The sequence below is a fragment of the Bradyrhizobium archetypum genome (assembly GCF_013114835.1).
Classification (GTDB): domain Bacteria; phylum Pseudomonadota; class Alphaproteobacteria; order Rhizobiales; family Xanthobacteraceae; genus Bradyrhizobium; species Bradyrhizobium archetypum.
The window spans coordinates 56,950-72,416 of record NZ_JAAVLW010000007.1 but is presented as its reverse complement, the minus strand read 5'-3'; the positions used below and the strand labels follow the sequence as shown (position 1 = coordinate 72,416).

Below are 15,467 nucleotides of genomic sequence, written 5' to 3'. Positions count from 1 at the left end.
AAACGCGAACACGACGCCCTCCCCTCGACTGCTTCGGGGCCCGGCATCGTCAAATAACTATCCGACTTGGATGCGGGCTTATTAATGGATTCAACTCGGTTTCGTCAACCGCCTCTAACGCTTAGCTCGCTTTTTCGTGACCTTTTTGGCAGCCTTCCGGACGATCCTTTTGACCGTCTTTTTGGCCTTTCCGGTTCCCCGCCCCCTGGCGGCTGCAGCGGCCTTCCGGCGAGCCGTCTTGCCCCCCTTAGCCCCCCTGGAGGCCTGTTTGGCGGCCTTAGGCGCCTTTTTGGCGCTCTTGGCTGCCTTTTTGGCCGATGGTCTCGCGGCCTTCCGGGCGGCTCCCCTGGCTTTTCTGGCCGGCGCCGCCTGGGGTTCCAGCGCGCCGACGGCGGCCAGGATCCGGTTAACCTCGCGGGTGACCTGCTCGATGGTCATCATTCCGTCGACGGTGGCGAGCTTGCGCCGCTCGGAATAGTAGTGAATCAGCGGTTCGGTCTGCGACCGATAGGCGGCGAGCCGTTTGGTCAGCACTTCCGGTGTGTCGTCGACACGCACCTCCTCGCCGCGCGCCCGCATCTCGGCGACGCGGGTTTCGACGCGCTGCAGCAGCGCGCTCTCATTGACGCGCAGCTCGACCACCGCGTCGAGCTTGAGATGCTTTCTCTTCAACAGCTCATCCAGCGCCTCGGCCTGCGGCACCGTACGCGGGAATCCATCGAGAACGAAGCCTTTGACCGCATCCGGCTGATCGATCCTGTCAGAAATGATTCCGACCACGATATCGTCAGGCACTAGCTGGCCGTTTGCCATGAGGTCCTTGGCCTTCAAGCCGACCGGCGTCTCGGCGGCCACGGCCGCGCGCAGCATCTCGCCGGTCGAAAGCTGCACGATCCCATAGCGCTGCACCAGCCGCTGCGCCTGGGTCCCCTTCCCCGACCCCGGCGGTCCCAAAAGGATCAATCTCATGACTATTCGCCCCCCGGCTTGGTGAGCGACATCCCGCACACCTGTATTGGAATTTCAGACCACGCGTGGCCGCTGATCAGCGGCGACGGCCCCTCAACTTGGATTTCCTGATCAGGCCCTCATACTGATGGGCCAACAGATAACCCTGCACCTGCGCCACCGTGTCCATGGTCACGCTGACGACGATCAGCAGCGAGGTTCCGCCGAAATAGAACGGCACCGAAGCATAGGAGATCAGGATCTCGGGAATCAGACAGACGATCGCCAGATAGATCGCACCGAGCACGGTGATGCGCGACAGCACGTGATCGATATATTCGGCGGTGCGCTCGCCCGGGCGGATGCCGGGAATGAAGCCGCCATGCTTCTTCAGATTGTCGGCGGTCTCGGTCGGGTTGAACACGATCGCGGTATAGAAGAAGGCGAAGAACACGATCAGCGCCAGATAGAGAAACAGGAACAGCGGACGACCGTGGCTGAGCTGCGTGTTCAGCCACTGGAACCATTCCGGGCCCCTGCCGGCGTTGAAGTTCGCAACGGTCGCCGGCAAGAGGAGCAGCGACGAGGCGAAGATCGGCGGGATCACGCCAGACGTGTTGAGCTTGAGCGGCAGATGCGAGGACTGGCCCTCGAACATCTTGTTGCCGACCTGGCGCTTCGGATACTGGATCAAGAGACGCCGCTGCGCGCGCTCCATGAACACGATAAAGGCGATCACGGCGACCGCCATTACGATCACGATCAGGATCAGGCCGGTCGACAGCGCCCCCTGGCGCCCCAATTCCAGCATATTCGCCAAGGCTGAAGGCAATTCGGCGACGATTCCGGCCAGAATGATCAGCGAGATACCGTTGCCGATGCCGCGCGAGGTGATCTGCTCGCCGAGCCACATCAGGAACATGGTGCCGCCGGTCAGCGTGATCGTGGTCGACAGCAGGAAGAAGATGCCGGGGTCGCTGACGACATTGCCGGCGCCCTGCAGGCCGACGGCGATGCCGTAGGACTGGAACGCGGCCAGGATCACCGTGAGATAGCGGGTGTACTGGTTCAGCGTCTTGCGACCGGCTTCGCCTTCCTTCTTCAGCGCTTCGAGCTGCGGGGAGACCGTGGTCAGGAGCTGGATGATGATCGATGCCGAGATGTACGGCATGATGTTCAGCGCGAAAATCGCCATGCGGTGAATGCCGCCGCCGGCGAACATATTGAACATGCCGAGAATACCGCCGGCCTGCGACTTGAACACCTGCTCCCAGACCGCGGGATCAATGCCGGGCAGCGGGATATAGGTGCCGAGCCGATAAACAAGCAGCGCACCCAGCGTAAACCAGATGCGCTTCTTCAGTTCGTCGGCTTTCGCCAGAGCGCTGAAATTGAGGTTTGCCGCAAGTTGTTCTGCTGCTGAGACCATGTTCAGGCTTTCTCCCGCCGCCTCGAAGGCCGACGCCCCGTCCCGGGCAATCGGCAGACGCCGGACATTATTTGGTGCTCGGCTTCGATAAGTCCATTATCCCGTCGCGCGGATCGCCCGCGATCGAGCGGGCGATGACGCAGATGTTACGCGGCCTCGCCTTCTTCCTTCTTGGCCGGGGCTAGGATCTTCACCGTGCCGCCGGCCTTCTCGACCGCCGCAACCGCGGATTTCGAGGCGCCATACACTTCGATCGCGAGCTTGGCCTTGAGTTCGCCGCGGCCGAGCAGCCGCAGGCCGTCCTTGGCGCGGCGGATCACGCCGGCCTTGACCAGCGATTCCACGGTCACGGTTTCCTTGGCATCGACCAGCTTGGCGTCGATCGCCTGCTGCAGGCGGTCGAGATTGATCTCGGCGAAGTCGAGTTTAAAGATATTGTTGAAACCGCGCTTCGGCAGGCGGCGATGCATCGGCATCTGGCCGCCCTCGAAGCCCTTGATGCGCACGCCCGAACGCGCGGTCTGGCCCTTGCCGCCACGGCCCGAGGTCTTGCCCTTGCCCGAACCGATGCCACGGCCGACGCGCATGCGCTTCTTGCGCGAGCCGGCGTTGTCGGCGATATCGCTGAGCTTCATCGCCCTGTCTCCTTGCTTACTTCTCGCCGACGACGCGGACGAGATGTTGAACCTTGCTGATCATGCCGCGAACCTCAGGCGTATCCTGAAGCTCGGCAACCCGGCCGATCTTGTTGAGCTTGAGGCCGATCAGCGTCGAACGCTGCGAGTGGTGGCGGCGGATTGCGCTGCCGGTCTGCTCGACCTTGATCGTCTTTGCGGCCTTGGCCATCGTCTTGACTCCAAAAAGCGCCTGAAACGCGCCGGTTATTCAGCCACCGCTTCGGCGTCGCCGCCGACGCGGCGTGACTGCAGCGTGGACACCTTGATGTTGCGGCGGGCCGCGACCGAACGCGGCGAATCCTGATGCTTCAGCGCGTCGAAGGTCGCGCGAACCATGTTGTAGGGATTCGACGAGCCGATCGACTTCGCCACCACGTCCTGGATGCCGAGCGTTTCGAACACTGCACGCATCGGGCCGCCGGCGATGATGCCGGTACCGGCCGGAGCCGCGCGCAGGTAGACGCGGCCGGCGCCGTGGCGGCCGGCGATGTCGTGATGCAGCGTGCGGCCTTCGCGAAGCGCCACGCGCGTCAAATTGCGCTTGGCCGACTCGGTCGCCTTGCGGATCGCCTCAGGCACTTCGCGCGCCTTGCCGTGGCCGAAACCGACCCGGCCCTTCTGGTCGCCGATCACGACCAGCGCCGCAAAGCCGAAGCGCTTGCCGCCCTTGACGACTTTCGCCACGCGATTGATGTGGACGAGCTTGTCGACGAACTCGCTGTCGCGCTCCTCGCGATCCCTGCTCCGTTCGCGTCCGCCGCGTTCGCGTTCACCTGCCATGGTGTTTTCCAATCTTTAGGGGAAGAAAGCCCCTGTCCTCGTAAATGTCCAAAACCGGTTCGTTAGAAGCTCAGCCCACTCTCGCGGGCCGCATCCGCGAGCGCCTTGACGCGCCCGTGGTAGAGATACTGACCGCGATCGAACACCACTTCCTTGACGCCCTTCTGCACGGCGCGTTCCGCCAGCAGCTTGCCGACGGCCTTGGCCGCATCGATGTTGGCGCCCGTATTGCCGCTCTCGCGCATGGTCTTTTCCAGCGACGAGGCGGAAGCCAGCGTCTCGCCCTTCAGATCATCGATAACCTGGGCGTAGATGTGCTTCGACGAACGGAACACCGACAGACGCGGGCGTCCATTGGCGGACCGGCGCAGCGCGTTGCGCACACGCTGCTTGCGCCGGGCATTCGTGACCTTCAGTGACATGACCGGCTCCGTTACTTCTTCTTGCCTTCCTTGCGGAAGATGAATTCGTTGGCGTACTTCACGCCCTTGCCCTTGTAAGGCTCCGGCGGACGGTAAGCGCGGATCTCGGCGGCGACCTGCCCGACGCGCTGGGAATCGGTGCCCGAAATCGTGATCTCGGTCGGCTTCGGCACCGCAATGGTGATTCCTTCCGGGATCGCATAGACCACGTCGTGGCTGTAGCCGAGCGCGAGCTGCAGGTTCTTGCCCTGCATCGCGGCGCGATAGCCGACGCCGGTGATCTCAAGCTTCTTCTCGAAACCCTTGGTGACGCCCTCGACGAGGTTCGCGACCTGCGCGCGCGCGGTCCCGTACATCGCCTGCGCGCGGTTGGTCTTGAACCTCGGCGCGACCTTCACCGCGCCGCTCTCGAACTTCACCTCGACGTCGTCGTGCACGACGAACTGAAGCTGGCCCTTCGGCCCCTTCACCTTGACGGTCTGTCCCTCGACGGTCGCCGTCACACCGGACGGGATCGCCACAGGCCGTTTGCCAACACGTGACATGGCTAAAAATCCTTTTTCAGAACACCGTGAAGAGAACTTCGCCGCCCACATTCGCGTCACGCGCTTCGTGGTCAGCCATGATTCCCTTCGGCGTCGACAACACCGAAATGCCGAGACCGTTGTTCACGCGGGGCAGGTTCTTCACCGAAGCGTAAACCCGGCGGCCCGGCTTGGAGACCCGCTCGATCTCGCGGATGACCGGCTCGCCGTCGAAATATTTCAGCTCGATCTCGAGCTCGCTGCGGCCCGATGCGTGTTCGACGCTGGCATAGCCGCGAATATAGCCTTCCGTCTTCAGCACCTCGAGCACGCTGGCGCGCATCTTCGAGCCCGGGCTCGAGACCTTGGACTTCGAGCGCATCTGCGCGTTGCGGATGCGGGTGATGAGATCGGAAATCGGATCGTGCGTTGACATCTTGACGACCCTCCTTACCAGCTCGACTTGACGAGCCCGGGAACCAGGCCCTTGGAGCCGAGCTCACGCAGCGCGATGCGGGAAAGCTTGTTCTTGCGGTAGTTCGAGCGCGGACGACCGGTCAGCTCGCAGCGGTTGCGGATGCGGGTCGTCGACGAGTTGCGCGGCATCTGTGCAAGCTTCAGCGTCGCCGCAAACCGCTCTTCCATCGGCTTGGTCTTGTCGGCGATGATCGCCTTCAACTTCGCGCGCGCAGGCGCGGCGTTCTTCGCCATCCGCTTGCGCCGGTTGTTCTTCTCGATCGAACTCTTCTTTGCCATGCTTGGCTCCTGGGTTTCCGCGTTTGAGAGGCTTTAGTTGCGTCTCACTGCCGGAACGGGAAATTGAAAGCGGTCAACAAGGCGCGCGCCTCGTCGTCGGTCTTCGCCGTGGTACAGACCGTGATGTCCATGCCGCGGGCTTCCGAAACCTTGTCGAAATCGATTTCGGGAAAAATGATGTGCTCCTTGATGCCGAGCGAGTAATTGCCGCGGCCATCGAAGCTCTTCGGATTGAGGCCGCGGAAGTCGCGCACCCGCGGCAGCGCCACGTTCACCAGGCGGTCGATGAACTCGTACATGCGCGCCTTGCGCAGCGTGACCTTGCAGCCGATCGGCTGATTCTCGCGCAGCTTGAAGGTCGCGATTGCGATCCGCGAATAGGTCACGATCGCCTTCTGGCCGGCGATTTGCGACAACTCGGCTGCCGCGGTCTCGGCCTTCTTGCGGTCGTTGACGGAATCGCCGACGCCCATGTTGAGCACGACCTTGTCCAGCCGCGGCACCTGCATGACGTTGTCGTAGCCGAACTTTTCAGTCAACTGGCCACGAATGGTCCGGTCATACTCCGCGCGCAGGCGCGGCACGTAAGCGGTATCAGCCATCGATCTCTGCTCCCGAGCTCTTGGCAATGCGTACCTTCTTGCCATCAGCCTGAATCTTGAAGCCCACGCGGGTCGGCTTTCCGTCCTTGCCGACATAGGCGATGTTGGACAGGTGGATCGGCGACTCCTTGGAGATGATGCCGCCTTCCTGGTTCTGGGTCTGCTTCTGGTGACGCTTCACCATGTTGATGCCGCGCACCAGCGCCGTGTTCTCGGCGGGGCGGACCTCGAATACCTCGCCGGTGCGACCCTTGTCGCGACCGGTCAGCACCATGACCTTGTCACCTTTCCGGATCTTGGCAGCCATCACAGCACCTCCGGCGCAAGCGAGATGATCTTCATGTGGTTCTTGGCGCGCAGCTCGCGCGGCACGGGCCCGAAAATACGGGTGCCGACCGGCTCCGACTGGTTGTTGATCAAGACGGCGGCGTTGCGGTCGAAGCGGATGACCGAGCCATCGGCGCGGCGGATGTCCTTGCGGACCCGCACCACGACGGCCTTCATCACGTCGCCCTTCTTCACCTTCCCGCGCGGGATCGCTTCCTTGATCGACACGACGATAACGTCGCCCACGGTGGCATAGCGGCGCTTGGAGCCCCCCAGCACCTTGATGCACATGACACGGCGTGCGCCTGAATTGTCGGCCACGTCGAGGTTGGTCTGCATCTGAATCATTGATGCACCTCGTCCTCTTTCTGCGCTTTAGCGCGCTCAAAATTTCCCTGAATTGCCTCGGCTAAGCCGAAGTTATCAGGCCGTTTTCTTCTGCTCGCCCCGGACCACGGTCCAGCGCTTCAACTTCGAGATCGGCTTGCTTTCCTCGATCCACACCATGTCGCCCGGCTTGAACTCGTTGTTCTCGTCGTGCGCGTGGTAGTTCTTGGAGCGGCGGATCGTCTTCTTGTAGATCGGGTGGGTGAAGCGGCGATCGACGCGCACCACCACCGTCTTGGTTTGCTTGTCGCTCACGACCACGCCCTGGAGGGTACGTTTCGGCATTGATGGCCTCTTACTTCTTCTTCGCGCGAACCTGCGCGGCGATGGTCTTGATGCGGGCGATGTCGCGGCGGGCCTCGCGCAGGCGCGAGGTGTTCTCGAGCTGCCCGGTGGCGCGCTGGAACCGCAGATTGAAGCGCTCCTTCTTCAGATTGAGGACCGCTTCCTCTCTCTGGTCGTCGCTCATCGCGCGGATGTCTTCCACTTTCATCGGGGCCATGACGGTTACTCCGCAATGCGCGCGACGAAGCGCGTCTTGATCGGCAGCTTGGCGGCGGCGAGCGTGAGCGCTTCCTTCGCGGTCTGCACGTTGACGCCGTCGATCTCGAAAATCACGCGGCCGGGCTTGACCCGCGCCACCCACAGTTCCGGCGTGCCCTTGCCGGAGCCCATGCGGACTTCGGCAGGCTTCTTCGACACCGGCACGTCCGGGAAGATGCGGATCCAGACGCGGCCGGCGCGCTTCATGTGACGGGTCAGCGCGCGGCGCGCGGCTTCGATCTGGCGGGCGGTGACGCGCTCAGGCGCCATCGCCTTCAGGCCGAACTGGCCGAACGACAACGTCGCACCCGAAGTCGCAACGCCGTGGATACGGCCCTTATGCGCCTTCCGGAACTTCGTTTTCTTTGGTTGCATCATGGCTTTAAGCCCTCAAACCTTCTCTAATGTCTCACGCTGCCGCAGCGTCGCGGCGGGGACGCGCACCCTCGCCCTCGGCCATCTTCTTGTCCTGGGCCATCGGATCGTGCTCAAGGATTTCGCCCTTGAAGATCCAGACCTTGACGCCGCAGGTGCCGAACGTCGTGAACGCAGTCGCCACGCCATAGTCGACATCGGCGCGCAGCGTGTGCAGCGGCACGCGACCTTCGCGGTACCACTCCATGCGCGCGATTTCCGCGCCGCCCAGACGGCCCGAGCAGTTGATACGGATGCCTTCGGCGCCAAGACGCATCGCCGACTGCACTGCCCGCTTCATGGCGCGGCGGAACGCGACGCGGCGCTCGAGCTGCTGCGCGATCGATTCGGCGACCAGGGTGGCGTCGAGCTCAGGCTTGCGGATTTCGACGATGTTGATGACGACGTCGGAAGCCGTGATGTCGGCAACCCGCTTGCGCAGCTTGTCGATGTCGGCGCCCTTCTTGCCGATCACGACGCCGGGACGCGCCGAATGGATCGTGACGCGGCACTTCTTGTGCGGGCGCTCGATCACGATGCGGGCAACGGCGGCCTGCTTGAGCTCCTTGTGCAGGATCTCGCGGATCTTGACGTCTTCATGCAGCAGCTTGCCGTATTCGCTTTTTCCCGCGAACCAGCGCGAATCCCAGGTGCGGTTGATGCCGAGACGCAGCCCGATTGGATTGATCTTTTGACCCATCGTTTTCTCCCGCGCCCTTAAGCGCCAGCCTCGGCCTCGACCTGACGAACCACGATGGTCAGGTGCGAGAACGGTTTATAGATACGACCCGAACGGCCACGGCCGCGCGGCGCAAAGCGCTTCATGACGATGCCGTTGCCGACATGCGCCTCGGCGACGACGAGATCGTCGACTTCGAGGTCATGATTGTTCTCGGCGTTCGCGATAGCCGATTCCAGGCACTTCTTGACGTCGACCGCGATCCGCTTGCGCGAGAACTGCAGGTCGGCAAGCGCCGCCGACGCCTTCCGGCCGCGGATCAACTGCGCGACAAGATTGAGCTTCTGCGGGCTGACGCGCAGCATCCGGGCGACTGCCTTGGCCTCGTTGTCTGCGAGGCTACGTTCGCGCTTTGGTTTGCTCATCGTCTATTCCTCAAGCCTTCTTGGCTTTCTTGTCGCCAGAGTGGCCATGGAAGGTACGGGTCGGCGAGAACTCGCCGAACTTGTGACCCACCATTTCCTCGTTGACCGAGACCGGCACGTGCTTCTGGCCGTTGTAGACGCCGAATGTCAGGCCGACGAACTGCGGCAGGATGGTCGAGCGGCGGCTCCAGATCTTGATGACGTCGTGACGGCCGGACGCACGCGCGGCATCTGCCTTCTTCAGCAGCGACGCCTCGACGAACGGGCCTTTCCAGACTGAACGAACCATGTCCGGCGTTCCTTACTTCTTCCGCTTGTGGCGGCTTAGGAGGATGAATCGGTTGGTCGACTTGTTCGACCGGGTCTTCTTGCCCTTGGTCGGCTTGCCCCACGGTGTGACCGGGTGGCGGCCGCCCGAGGTGCGGCCTTCGCCACCGCCATGCGGGTGATCGATCGGGTTCATGACGACGCCGCGGTTATGCGGACGCCAGCCCATCCAACGGGTCCGGCCGGCCTTGCCGATCGAGATGTTCATGTGGTCGGGGTTCGACACCGCACCGATTGTGCCGCGGCAACGACCGTGCACCAGGCGCTGCTCGCCCGAGTTCAGGCGCAGAATGACGTAGTCCTGGTCGCGGCCGACGATCTGGGCATAGGTACCGGCCGAACGCGCGATCTGGCCGCCCTTCCCGATCTTCATCTCGATGTTATGGACGATGGTGCCGACCGGCATGTTGCCGAGCGGCATGACATTGCCCGGCTTCACGTCGACATGGCTGCCGGCAACGACGGTGTCGCCCGCAGCTAGGCGCTGCGGCGCCAGGATATAAGCCTGCTCGCCGTCCTGATACTTGATCAGCGCGATGAACGCGGTGCGGTTCGGATCGTATTCCAGCCGCTCGACGACGGCGGGAACGTCGACCTTGTTACGCTTGAAGTCCACCATCCGGTAGGCCTTCTTGTGGCCGCCGCCACGGAAGCGCACGGTGATGCGGCCGGTGTTGTTGCGACCGCCATTGCCGAGCTTGCCCTCGGTCAGCGTCTTCACCGGCTTGCCCTTGTAGAGCGCCGAACGGTCGACCATCACCAGCTGGCGCTGGCCCGGCGTCGTCGGATTATATGTTTTCAATGCCATCGCTGTGTCGCCTTATAGTCCGGTGGTGACGTCGATGCGGTGGCCCTCTTCGAGGGTCACGACCGCCCGCTTCACGTTCGACTGCGAACCGAAATTGCCGCGGAACACCTTGGTCTTGCCCTTGCGGACCAGCGTGTTGACGCTCTTCACCTTGACGTCGAACAGCTTCTCGACGGCTTCCTTGATTTGCGGCTTGGTCGCCTTGTTGGCGACCTTGAACACGACCTTGTTGTGCTCGGACGCCACCGTCGCCTTTTCGGTGATGACGGGGGCGACGATCACGTCGTAATGGCGCGGATCGATATTCTTCATTTGAAGCGCGCCTCCAGCGCATCGACTGCCGCCTTCGTCAGCACCAGCTTCTGACGACGCAGGATGTCGTAGACGTTGATGCCCTGGATCGGCAGCACGTCGATATTCGGAATGTTGCGGGCCGCGGTCGCGAAACCGGCGTTCAGCTCGGCGCCGTCGATGATCAGCGCATTGGTCAGGCCCAACCCTGAGAAATGGCCGACCAGTGCCTTGGTCTTGGCTTCCTTGACCTGCGCGCTGTCGATCACGATCAACCCGCCGTCCTTGGCCTTCGCCGACAGCGCATGCTTGAGCGCCAGCGCGCGCACCTTCTTCGGCAGGTCGGTCGCATGCGAGCGAACGACGGGGCCGAACGCACGGCCACCGCCGCGGAACTGCGGGACGCGGGCCGAGCCGTGACGGGCGCCGCCGGTGCCCTTCTGCTTGTACATCTTCTTGCCGGTGCGCCAGACGTCGGCGCGGCCCTGCGCCTTGTGCGTTCCGGCCTGGCGCTTGTTGAGCTGCCATTGCACGCAACGCTGGATGATGTCGGCACGCGGCTCGAGACCGAAGATCGCGTCCGAGAGCTGGACCGATCCGGCTTCCTTGCCCTCAAGGGTCGTGACTTTCAGTTCCATCTCACGCGCCCTCCTGCTCGGCCGGAGCCTGAGCCTGCTCGCCGCCGGCAACCTTGAACTTGCCGGGCTTCGGAGCGTCCTTCGGCAACGGCTTCTTGATGGCGTCGCGCACCGCGATCCAGCCGCCCTTGGAGCCGGGAACGGCGCCCTCGACTAGGATCAGGCCGCGCTCGACGTCGGTCTGCACCACGCGCAGGTTGAGCGTGGTGATGCGGTCGACGCCCATGTGACCGGGCATCTTCTTGTTCTTGAAGGTCTTGCCGGGATCCTGGCGTCCGCCGGTCGAACCGATCGAACGATGCGAGATCGACACGCCGTGGGTGGCGCGCAGACCGCCGAAATTCCAGCGCTTCATGCCGCCGGCGAACCCCTTACCGACCGAGGTGCCGGTAACGTCGACGAATTGGCCGACGACGAAATGGTCGGCCTGAATCTCGGCACCAACCGGGATCAGCGCGTCTTCCGAGACGCGAAACTCGGTAACCTTCCGCTTGGGCTCGACCTTGGCGACCGCGAACTGGCCGCGCTCCGCCTTCGGCATATAGACGGTCTTGCGGGTACCGGCGCCGAGCTGCAGCGCGACGTAACCGTTCTTCTCGGTCGTGCGGTGGCCCAGCACCTGGCAATTGCCCAGCTTCAGCACGGTCACAGGGATATGTTCGCCGGCCTCCGTAAAGACCCGCGTCATCCCGACCTTTTGTGCGATCACTCCGGAGCGCATCGGCGTGCTTCCTGTTCTTTCTGTCCGCTAACTTCGGACGATCCTGAAAATCTTAGAGCTTGATCTCGACGTCGACACCGGCGGCCAGGTCGAGCTTCATGAGAGCATCGACGGTCTGCGGAGTCGGATCGACAATGTCGAGAAGGCGCTTGTGGGTGCGCATCTCGAATTGCTCGCGGCTCTTCTTGTCGACGTGCGGTGAACGGTTGACGGTGAACTTCTCGATGCGGGTCGGCAGCGGGATAGGTCCGCGAACCTGAGCACCGGTACGTTTCGCCGTGTTCACGATCTCGCGGGTCGACGTATCGAGGATACGATGGTCGAACGCCTTGAGACGGATGCGAATATTTTGGCCGTTCATTGCCGTTTGTCTTTCTTTGTCGCGTAGTAGGGCGAGTGGTGAGCGGCGAATAGCAAATGGAGCTGGTCCACTCGCTACTCGCCATTCCCTATTCGCTTTTACTCAATGATGGCGGCGACGACGCCGGCGCCGACGGTGCGGCCGCCTTCGCGGATCGCGAAGCGCAGCTTTTCTTCCATCGCGATCGGCACGATCAGGTGCACTTCCATCGCGATGTTGTCACCCGGCATCACCATCTCGGTGCCTTCGGGAAGGTGCACGACGCCGGTCACGTCGGTGGTGCGGAAGTAGAACTGGGGCCGGTAGTTGGTGAAGAACGGGGTGTGACGACCGCCCTCCTCCTTGGTCAGAATGTAGGCCTCAGCCTTGAACTTGGTGTGCGGCTTGACCGAACCCGGCTTTGCCAGCACCTGGCCACGCTCGACTTCCTCGCGCTTGGTGCCGCGGAGCAGCGCGCCGATGTTGTCGCCGGCCTGGCCCTGGTCGAGCAGCTTGCGGAACATTTCGACGCCCGTGACGATGGTCTTCTGGGTGTCGCGCAGACCGACGATCTCGATTTCCTCGCCGACCTTGATCACGCCGCGCTCAACACGGCCGGTGACGACGGTGCCGCGGCCCGAGATCGAGAACACGTCTTCCACCGGCATCAGGAACGGCTGGTCGATCGGACGCTCCGGCTGCGGAATGTACTCGTCCACATTGCGCATCAGCTCGAGGATGGCGTCGTGGCCAAGCTTCTTGTCCTTGTCTTCGAGGGCGGCGAGCGCCGAACCCTTGATGATCGGGATCTTGTCGCCCGGGAATTCATACTTCGAGAGCAGCTCGCGGACTTCGAGCTCGACGAGCTCGAGCAGCTCCGGATCGTCGACCATGTCGCACTTGTTCAGGAACACGACGAGCGCGGGCACGCCGACCTGACGGGCGAGCAGGATGTGCTCGCGGGTCTGCGGCATCGGGCCGTCGGCAGCCGACACGACCAGAATGGCGCCGTCCATCTGCGCCGCGCCGGTGATCATGTTCTTCACGTAGTCGGCGTGACCGGGGCAGTCGACGTGGGCGTAGTGACGGTTGGTGGTTTCGTACTCGACGTGAGCGGTCGAGATCGTGATGCCGCGCGCCTTTTCTTCCGGCGCCTTGTCGATCTGGTCGTACGCCGTGAACGTCGCACCGCCGGTTTCAGCCAGCACCTTGGTGATCGCTGCGGTCAGCGAGGTCTTGCCATGGTCGACGTGACCGATGGTTCCGATGTTGCAGTGCGGTTTAGTACGTTCAAACTTTGCTTTGGCCATTTGACTCTCCGTTCAGTCGTTAGCTTGCAACCAACGACAATCAGGCAAACTTCTTCTGGACTTCTGCGGACACGTTCGCCGGCGCTTCGGCGTAGTGATCGAATTGCATCGTGAAGGTCGCGCGTCCCTGGCTCATCGAGCGCAGGTTATTCACGTAGCCGAACATGTTCATGAGCGGCACCATCGCGTTAATGACGTTGGCATTGCCGCGCATGTCCTGGCCCTGGATCTGGCCGCGCCGGGAATTCAGGTCGCCGATGACCGAGCCGGTGTAGTCTTCCGGGGTCACCACCTCGACCTTCATGATCGGCTCGAGCAGGACGGACTTGCCCATCTGCAGCGCCTCGCGGAAGCAGGCCCGCGTGGCGATTTCGAAGGCCAGCGCCGACGAGTCGACGTCGTGGAACTTGCCGTCGATGAGCTGCACCTTGACGTCGACCACGGGGAAGCCCGCGACCACGCCGGAGGACAGCACGCTCTCCAGACCCTTTTCGACGCCGGGGATGTACTCCTTCGGCACCGCGCCGCCCACGATCTTCGATTCGAACTCGTAGCCTTTACCGGGCTCGTTCGGCTCGACAATGAGCGTCACGGCCGCAAACTGGCCGGTACCGCCGGTCTGCTTCTTGTGGGTGTAGCTGTGCTCGACCCGTTTGGTGACACGCTCGCGGAACGCGACCTGCGGCGCGCCGATATTGGCGTCGACCTTGTAGGTGCGCTTGAGGATGTCGACCTTGATGTCGAGATGCAGTTCGCCCATGCCCTTGAGGATGGTCTGGCCGGACTCGTGGTCGGTCGACACGCGGAAGGACGGATCCTCCGCGGCGAGCTTGGCCAGCGCCACGCCCAGCTTTTCCTGGTCGGCCTTCGACTTCGGCTCGATCGCGATCTCGATCACCGGCTCCGGGAATTCCATCTTTTCGAGGATCACCTGATGGCTCGGATCGCACAGCGTATCGCCGGTGCGCGCTTCCTTCAGGCCGGCCAGGGCGACAATGTCGCCGGCATAGGCTTCCTTGATGTCTTCGCGGTTGTTCGCATGCATCAACAGCATGCGGCCGATACGTTCCTTCTTCTCGCGGGTCGAGTTCACCACGCCGGTGCCCGACTGCAGGATGCCGGAATAGATGCGGCAGAAGGTAATGGTGCCGACGAAGGGGTCGTCCATGATCTTGAACGCGAGCAGCGACAGCGGCTCCTTGTCGTCCGCCTTGCGCACGACCTCGTTGCCTTTGTCGTCGGTGCCCTTGATCGCGGGCACGTCGAGCGGCGACGGCAGATAGTCGACGACGGCGTCGAGCAGCGGCTGCACGCCTTTGTTCTTGAACGCCGAGCCGCACAGCACGGGATAGAACGCGCCGGTCAGCACAGCCTTGCGGAGCAGGCGCTTCAGCGTCGCCTCGTCCGGCTCCTTGCCGTCGAGGTAGGCGGCCATGGCGTCGTCGTCGAGCTCGACGGCGGCTTCCACCATCTTCTCGCGGTATTCCTTGGCCTGGTCGACGAGGTCGGCCGGGATGTCGACATAGTCGAACTTGGCGCCGAGCGATTCATCGTTCCAGATGATGCCCTTCATCTTCACGAGGTCGACGAGACCCTTGAAGTTGTTCTCGGCACCGATCGGAAGCTGGATCGCGATCGGCTTGGCACCAAGGCGGTCGACGATGTCGGCGAGACACTTGAAGAAGTCGGCGCCGGTCTTGTCCATCTTGTTGGCGAAGACGATGCGCGGAACCTTGTACTTGTCGCCCTGGCGCCAGACGGTTTCGGTCTGCGGCTCAACGCCCTGGTTGGAGTCGAGAACGCATACCGCGCCGTCGAGCACGCGCAGGGAACGCTCGACTTCGATGGTGAAGTCGACGTGGCCGGGCGTGTCGATGATGTTCAGACGCTTGCCATTCCAGAACGCGGTGGTCGCAGCCGAGGTGATCGTGATGCCACGCTCCTGCTCCTGCTCCATCCAGTCCATCGTCGCGGCACCTTCGTGCACTTCGCCGATCTTGTGGCTCTTGCCGGTGTAGTAGAGGATGCGCTCGGTGGTCGTGGTCTTGCCGGCGTCGATATGCGCCATGATACCGAAGTTACGGTAGTCCTCGATGGCATGTTGGCGGGGCATGGGCTG

At 62.9% G+C, this 15,467-nt stretch carries 25 protein-coding genes; all 25 read right to left on the bottom strand.

Annotated features, from left to right (window positions below; all coding sequences use genetic code 11):
* Positions 1–114: 114 nt before the first annotated feature.
* On the bottom strand, positions 115–969 hold the full coding sequence (locus tag HCN50_RS23155; protein ID WP_171712185.1) for an adenylate kinase: 855 nt from the start codon (positions 967–969) through the stop codon (positions 115–117).
* Positions 970–1,045: 76 nt separating this feature from the next.
* Positions 1,046–2,377: a preprotein translocase subunit SecY gene (secY, locus tag HCN50_RS23150; RefSeq protein ID WP_171712183.1), complete on the bottom strand. Its 1,332-nt coding sequence runs from the start codon at positions 2,375–2,377 to the stop codon at positions 1,046–1,048.
* 146 nt (positions 2,378–2,523) lie between these two features.
* Positions 2,524–3,012 carry a 50S ribosomal protein L15 gene (rplO, locus tag HCN50_RS23145; RefSeq protein WP_171712181.1) on the bottom strand — a complete coding sequence of 163 codons (489 nt, stop codon included), beginning with the start codon at positions 3,010–3,012 and terminating at the stop codon, positions 2,524–2,526.
* Positions 3,013–3,028: 16 nt separating this feature from the next.
* On the bottom strand, positions 3,029–3,223 hold the full coding sequence (gene rpmD / locus HCN50_RS23140; protein ID WP_025588632.1) for a 50S ribosomal protein L30: 195 nt from the start codon (positions 3,221–3,223) through the stop codon (positions 3,029–3,031).
* A gap of 35 nt (positions 3,224–3,258) precedes the next feature.
* A complete protein-coding gene (gene rpsE / locus HCN50_RS23135; RefSeq protein ID WP_029081759.1) occupies positions 3,259–3,834 on the bottom strand; it encodes a 30S ribosomal protein S5 in 576 nt (191 codons plus the stop codon).
* A gap of 62 nt (positions 3,835–3,896) precedes the next feature.
* Positions 3,897–4,256: a 50S ribosomal protein L18 gene (gene rplR / locus HCN50_RS23130; RefSeq protein ID WP_171712180.1), complete on the bottom strand. Its 360-nt coding sequence runs from the start codon at positions 4,254–4,256 to the stop codon at positions 3,897–3,899.
* 11 nt (positions 4,257–4,267) lie between these two features.
* Positions 4,268–4,801: a 50S ribosomal protein L6 gene (gene rplF, locus HCN50_RS23125; protein WP_171712178.1), complete on the bottom strand. Its 534-nt coding sequence runs from the start codon at positions 4,799–4,801 to the stop codon at positions 4,268–4,270.
* Between the two features lie 16 nt (positions 4,802–4,817).
* A complete protein-coding gene (gene rpsH, locus HCN50_RS23120; protein WP_171712176.1) occupies positions 4,818–5,216 on the bottom strand; it encodes a 30S ribosomal protein S8 in 399 nt (132 codons plus the stop codon).
* Between the two features lie 14 nt (positions 5,217–5,230).
* On the bottom strand, positions 5,231–5,536 hold the full coding sequence (gene rpsN, locus HCN50_RS23115; RefSeq protein ID WP_065728822.1) for a 30S ribosomal protein S14: 306 nt from the start codon (positions 5,534–5,536) through the stop codon (positions 5,231–5,233).
* 44 nt (positions 5,537–5,580) lie between these two features.
* Positions 5,581–6,138 (bottom strand): 50S ribosomal protein L5, encoded by a 558-nt coding sequence (gene rplE / locus HCN50_RS23110; RefSeq protein WP_171712174.1) that lies wholly within the window; start codon positions 6,136–6,138, stop codon positions 5,581–5,583.
* Positions 6,131–6,445: a 50S ribosomal protein L24 gene (rplX, locus tag HCN50_RS23105; protein ID WP_171712171.1), complete on the bottom strand. Its 315-nt coding sequence runs from the start codon at positions 6,443–6,445 to the stop codon at positions 6,131–6,133. The genes rplE and rplX overlap by 8 nt, the downstream gene beginning before the upstream one ends.
* Positions 6,445–6,813: a 50S ribosomal protein L14 gene (rplN, locus tag HCN50_RS23100; protein WP_011473865.1), complete on the bottom strand. Its 369-nt coding sequence runs from the start codon at positions 6,811–6,813 to the stop codon at positions 6,445–6,447. Before rplN ends, rplX begins: the two co-directional genes overlap by 1 nt.
* A gap of 75 nt (positions 6,814–6,888) precedes the next feature.
* Positions 6,889–7,137, bottom strand: a complete 249-nt coding sequence (rpsQ, locus tag HCN50_RS23095) for a 30S ribosomal protein S17 (protein WP_171712170.1) — start codon at positions 7,135–7,137, stop codon at positions 6,889–6,891.
* Between the two features lie 10 nt (positions 7,138–7,147).
* The gene (gene rpmC / locus HCN50_RS23090) at positions 7,148–7,354 is read right to left on the bottom strand and encodes a 50S ribosomal protein L29 (protein ID WP_171712169.1); all 207 of its coding nucleotides are present in this window, start codon (positions 7,352–7,354) and stop codon (positions 7,148–7,150) included.
* 5 nt (positions 7,355–7,359) lie between these two features.
* Complete coding sequence (rplP, locus tag HCN50_RS23085; protein WP_171712168.1) at positions 7,360–7,773, bottom strand: 50S ribosomal protein L16; 414 nt, start codon at positions 7,771–7,773, stop codon at positions 7,360–7,362.
* A 31-nt stretch (positions 7,774–7,804) separates the two neighbouring features.
* Positions 7,805–8,509, bottom strand: a complete 705-nt coding sequence (gene rpsC / locus HCN50_RS23080; protein ID WP_171712167.1) for a 30S ribosomal protein S3 — start codon at positions 8,507–8,509, stop codon at positions 7,805–7,807.
* Between the two features lie 17 nt (positions 8,510–8,526).
* Positions 8,527–8,913 (bottom strand): 50S ribosomal protein L22, encoded by a 387-nt coding sequence (gene rplV, locus HCN50_RS23075; protein WP_043197219.1) that lies wholly within the window; start codon positions 8,911–8,913, stop codon positions 8,527–8,529.
* A 10-nt stretch (positions 8,914–8,923) separates the two neighbouring features.
* Positions 8,924–9,202 carry a 30S ribosomal protein S19 gene (rpsS, locus tag HCN50_RS23070; RefSeq protein ID WP_024509042.1) on the bottom strand — a complete coding sequence of 93 codons (279 nt, stop codon included), beginning with the start codon at positions 9,200–9,202 and terminating at the stop codon, positions 8,924–8,926.
* A gap of 12 nt (positions 9,203–9,214) precedes the next feature.
* Complete coding sequence (gene rplB / locus HCN50_RS23065; RefSeq protein ID WP_171712166.1) at positions 9,215–10,048, bottom strand: 50S ribosomal protein L2; 834 nt, start codon at positions 10,046–10,048, stop codon at positions 9,215–9,217.
* Between the two features lie 12 nt (positions 10,049–10,060).
* Entirely contained in the window at positions 10,061–10,360 is a 300-nt protein-coding gene (locus HCN50_RS23060; protein WP_171712165.1) for a 50S ribosomal protein L23, read from the bottom strand.
* A complete protein-coding gene (gene rplD / locus HCN50_RS23055) occupies positions 10,357–10,977 on the bottom strand; it encodes a 50S ribosomal protein L4 (protein ID WP_171712164.1) in 621 nt (206 codons plus the stop codon). The genes HCN50_RS23060 and rplD overlap by 4 nt, the downstream gene beginning before the upstream one ends.
* 1 nt (position 10,978) lies before the next feature.
* Positions 10,979–11,698: a 50S ribosomal protein L3 gene (gene rplC / locus HCN50_RS23050; protein WP_171712162.1), complete on the bottom strand. Its 720-nt coding sequence runs from the start codon at positions 11,696–11,698 to the stop codon at positions 10,979–10,981.
* A 52-nt stretch (positions 11,699–11,750) separates the two neighbouring features.
* Positions 11,751–12,059 carry a 30S ribosomal protein S10 gene (rpsJ, locus tag HCN50_RS23045; RefSeq protein WP_002712302.1) on the bottom strand — a complete coding sequence of 103 codons (309 nt, stop codon included), beginning with the start codon at positions 12,057–12,059 and terminating at the stop codon, positions 11,751–11,753.
* Positions 12,060–12,157: 98 nt separating this feature from the next.
* Positions 12,158–13,348, bottom strand: coding sequence for an elongation factor Tu (gene tuf / locus HCN50_RS23040; protein WP_171712160.1), 1,191 nt, complete (start codon positions 13,346–13,348; stop codon positions 12,158–12,160).
* Positions 13,349–13,388: 40 nt separating this feature from the next.
* Positions 13,389–15,461, bottom strand: coding sequence for an elongation factor G (fusA, locus tag HCN50_RS23035; protein WP_171712158.1), 2,073 nt, complete (start codon positions 15,459–15,461; stop codon positions 13,389–13,391).
* Positions 15,462–15,467 lie beyond the last annotated feature (6 nt).

What these genes read in the sequence shown, in the direction of transcription:
- HCN50_RS23155 (WP_171712185.1), bottom strand. Translation starts at nt 969, where the DNA reads ATGAGATTGATCCTTTTGGGACCGCCGGGGTCGGGGAAGGGGACCCAG.
- secY (WP_171712183.1), bottom strand. Translation starts at nt 2,377, where the DNA reads ATGGTCTCAGCAGCAGAACAACTTGCGGCAAACCTCAATTTCAGCGCT.
- rplO (WP_171712181.1), bottom strand. Translation starts at nt 3,012, where the DNA reads ATGAAGCTCAGCGATATCGCCGACAACGCCGGCTCGCGCAAGAAGCGC.
- rpmD (WP_025588632.1), bottom strand. Translation starts at nt 3,223, where the DNA reads ATGGCCAAGGCCGCAAAGACGATCAAGGTCGAGCAGACCGGCAGCGCA.
- rpsE (WP_029081759.1), bottom strand. Translation starts at nt 3,834, where the DNA reads ATGGCAGGTGAACGCGAACGCGGCGGACGCGAACGGAGCAGGGATCGC.
- rplR (WP_171712180.1), bottom strand. Translation starts at nt 4,256, where the DNA reads ATGTCACTGAAGGTCACGAATGCCCGGCGCAAGCAGCGTGTGCGCAAC.
- rplF (WP_171712178.1), bottom strand. Translation starts at nt 4,801, where the DNA reads ATGTCACGTGTTGGCAAACGGCCTGTGGCGATCCCGTCCGGTGTGACG.
- rpsH (WP_171712176.1), bottom strand. Translation starts at nt 5,216, where the DNA reads ATGTCAACGCACGATCCGATTTCCGATCTCATCACCCGCATCCGCAAC.
- rpsN (WP_065728822.1), bottom strand. Translation starts at nt 5,536, where the DNA reads ATGGCAAAGAAGAGTTCGATCGAGAAGAACAACCGGCGCAAGCGGATG.
- rplE (WP_171712174.1), bottom strand. Translation starts at nt 6,138, where the DNA reads ATGGCTGATACCGCTTACGTGCCGCGCCTGCGCGCGGAGTATGACCGG.
- rplX (WP_171712171.1), bottom strand. Translation starts at nt 6,445, where the DNA reads ATGGCTGCCAAGATCCGGAAAGGTGACAAGGTCATGGTGCTGACCGGT.
- rplN (WP_011473865.1), bottom strand. Translation starts at nt 6,813, where the DNA reads ATGATTCAGATGCAGACCAACCTCGACGTGGCCGACAATTCAGGCGCA.
- rpsQ (WP_171712170.1), bottom strand. Translation starts at nt 7,137, where the DNA reads ATGCCGAAACGTACCCTCCAGGGCGTGGTCGTGAGCGACAAGCAAACC.
- rpmC (WP_171712169.1), bottom strand. Translation starts at nt 7,354, where the DNA reads ATGGCCCCGATGAAAGTGGAAGACATCCGCGCGATGAGCGACGACCAG.
- rplP (WP_171712168.1), bottom strand. Translation starts at nt 7,773, where the DNA reads ATGATGCAACCAAAGAAAACGAAGTTCCGGAAGGCGCATAAGGGCCGT.
- rpsC (WP_171712167.1), bottom strand. Translation starts at nt 8,509, where the DNA reads ATGGGTCAAAAGATCAATCCAATCGGGCTGCGTCTCGGCATCAACCGC.
- rplV (WP_043197219.1), bottom strand. Translation starts at nt 8,913, where the DNA reads ATGAGCAAACCAAAGCGCGAACGTAGCCTCGCAGACAACGAGGCCAAG.
- rpsS (WP_024509042.1), bottom strand. Translation starts at nt 9,202, where the DNA reads ATGGTTCGTTCAGTCTGGAAAGGCCCGTTCGTCGAGGCGTCGCTGCTG.
- rplB (WP_171712166.1), bottom strand. Translation starts at nt 10,048, where the DNA reads ATGGCATTGAAAACATATAATCCGACGACGCCGGGCCAGCGCCAGCTG.
- HCN50_RS23060 (WP_171712165.1), bottom strand. Translation starts at nt 10,360, where the DNA reads ATGAAGAATATCGATCCGCGCCATTACGACGTGATCGTCGCCCCCGTC.
- rplD (WP_171712164.1), bottom strand. Translation starts at nt 10,977, where the DNA reads ATGGAACTGAAAGTCACGACCCTTGAGGGCAAGGAAGCCGGATCGGTC.
- rplC (WP_171712162.1), bottom strand. Translation starts at nt 11,698, where the DNA reads ATGCGCTCCGGAGTGATCGCACAAAAGGTCGGGATGACGCGGGTCTTT.
- rpsJ (WP_002712302.1), bottom strand. Translation starts at nt 12,059, where the DNA reads ATGAACGGCCAAAATATTCGCATCCGTCTCAAGGCGTTCGACCATCGT.
- tuf (WP_171712160.1), bottom strand. Translation starts at nt 13,348, where the DNA reads ATGGCCAAAGCAAAGTTTGAACGTACTAAACCGCACTGCAACATCGGA.
- fusA (WP_171712158.1), bottom strand. Translation starts at nt 15,461, where the DNA reads ATGCCCCGCCAACATGCCATCGAGGACTACCGTAACTTCGGTATCATG.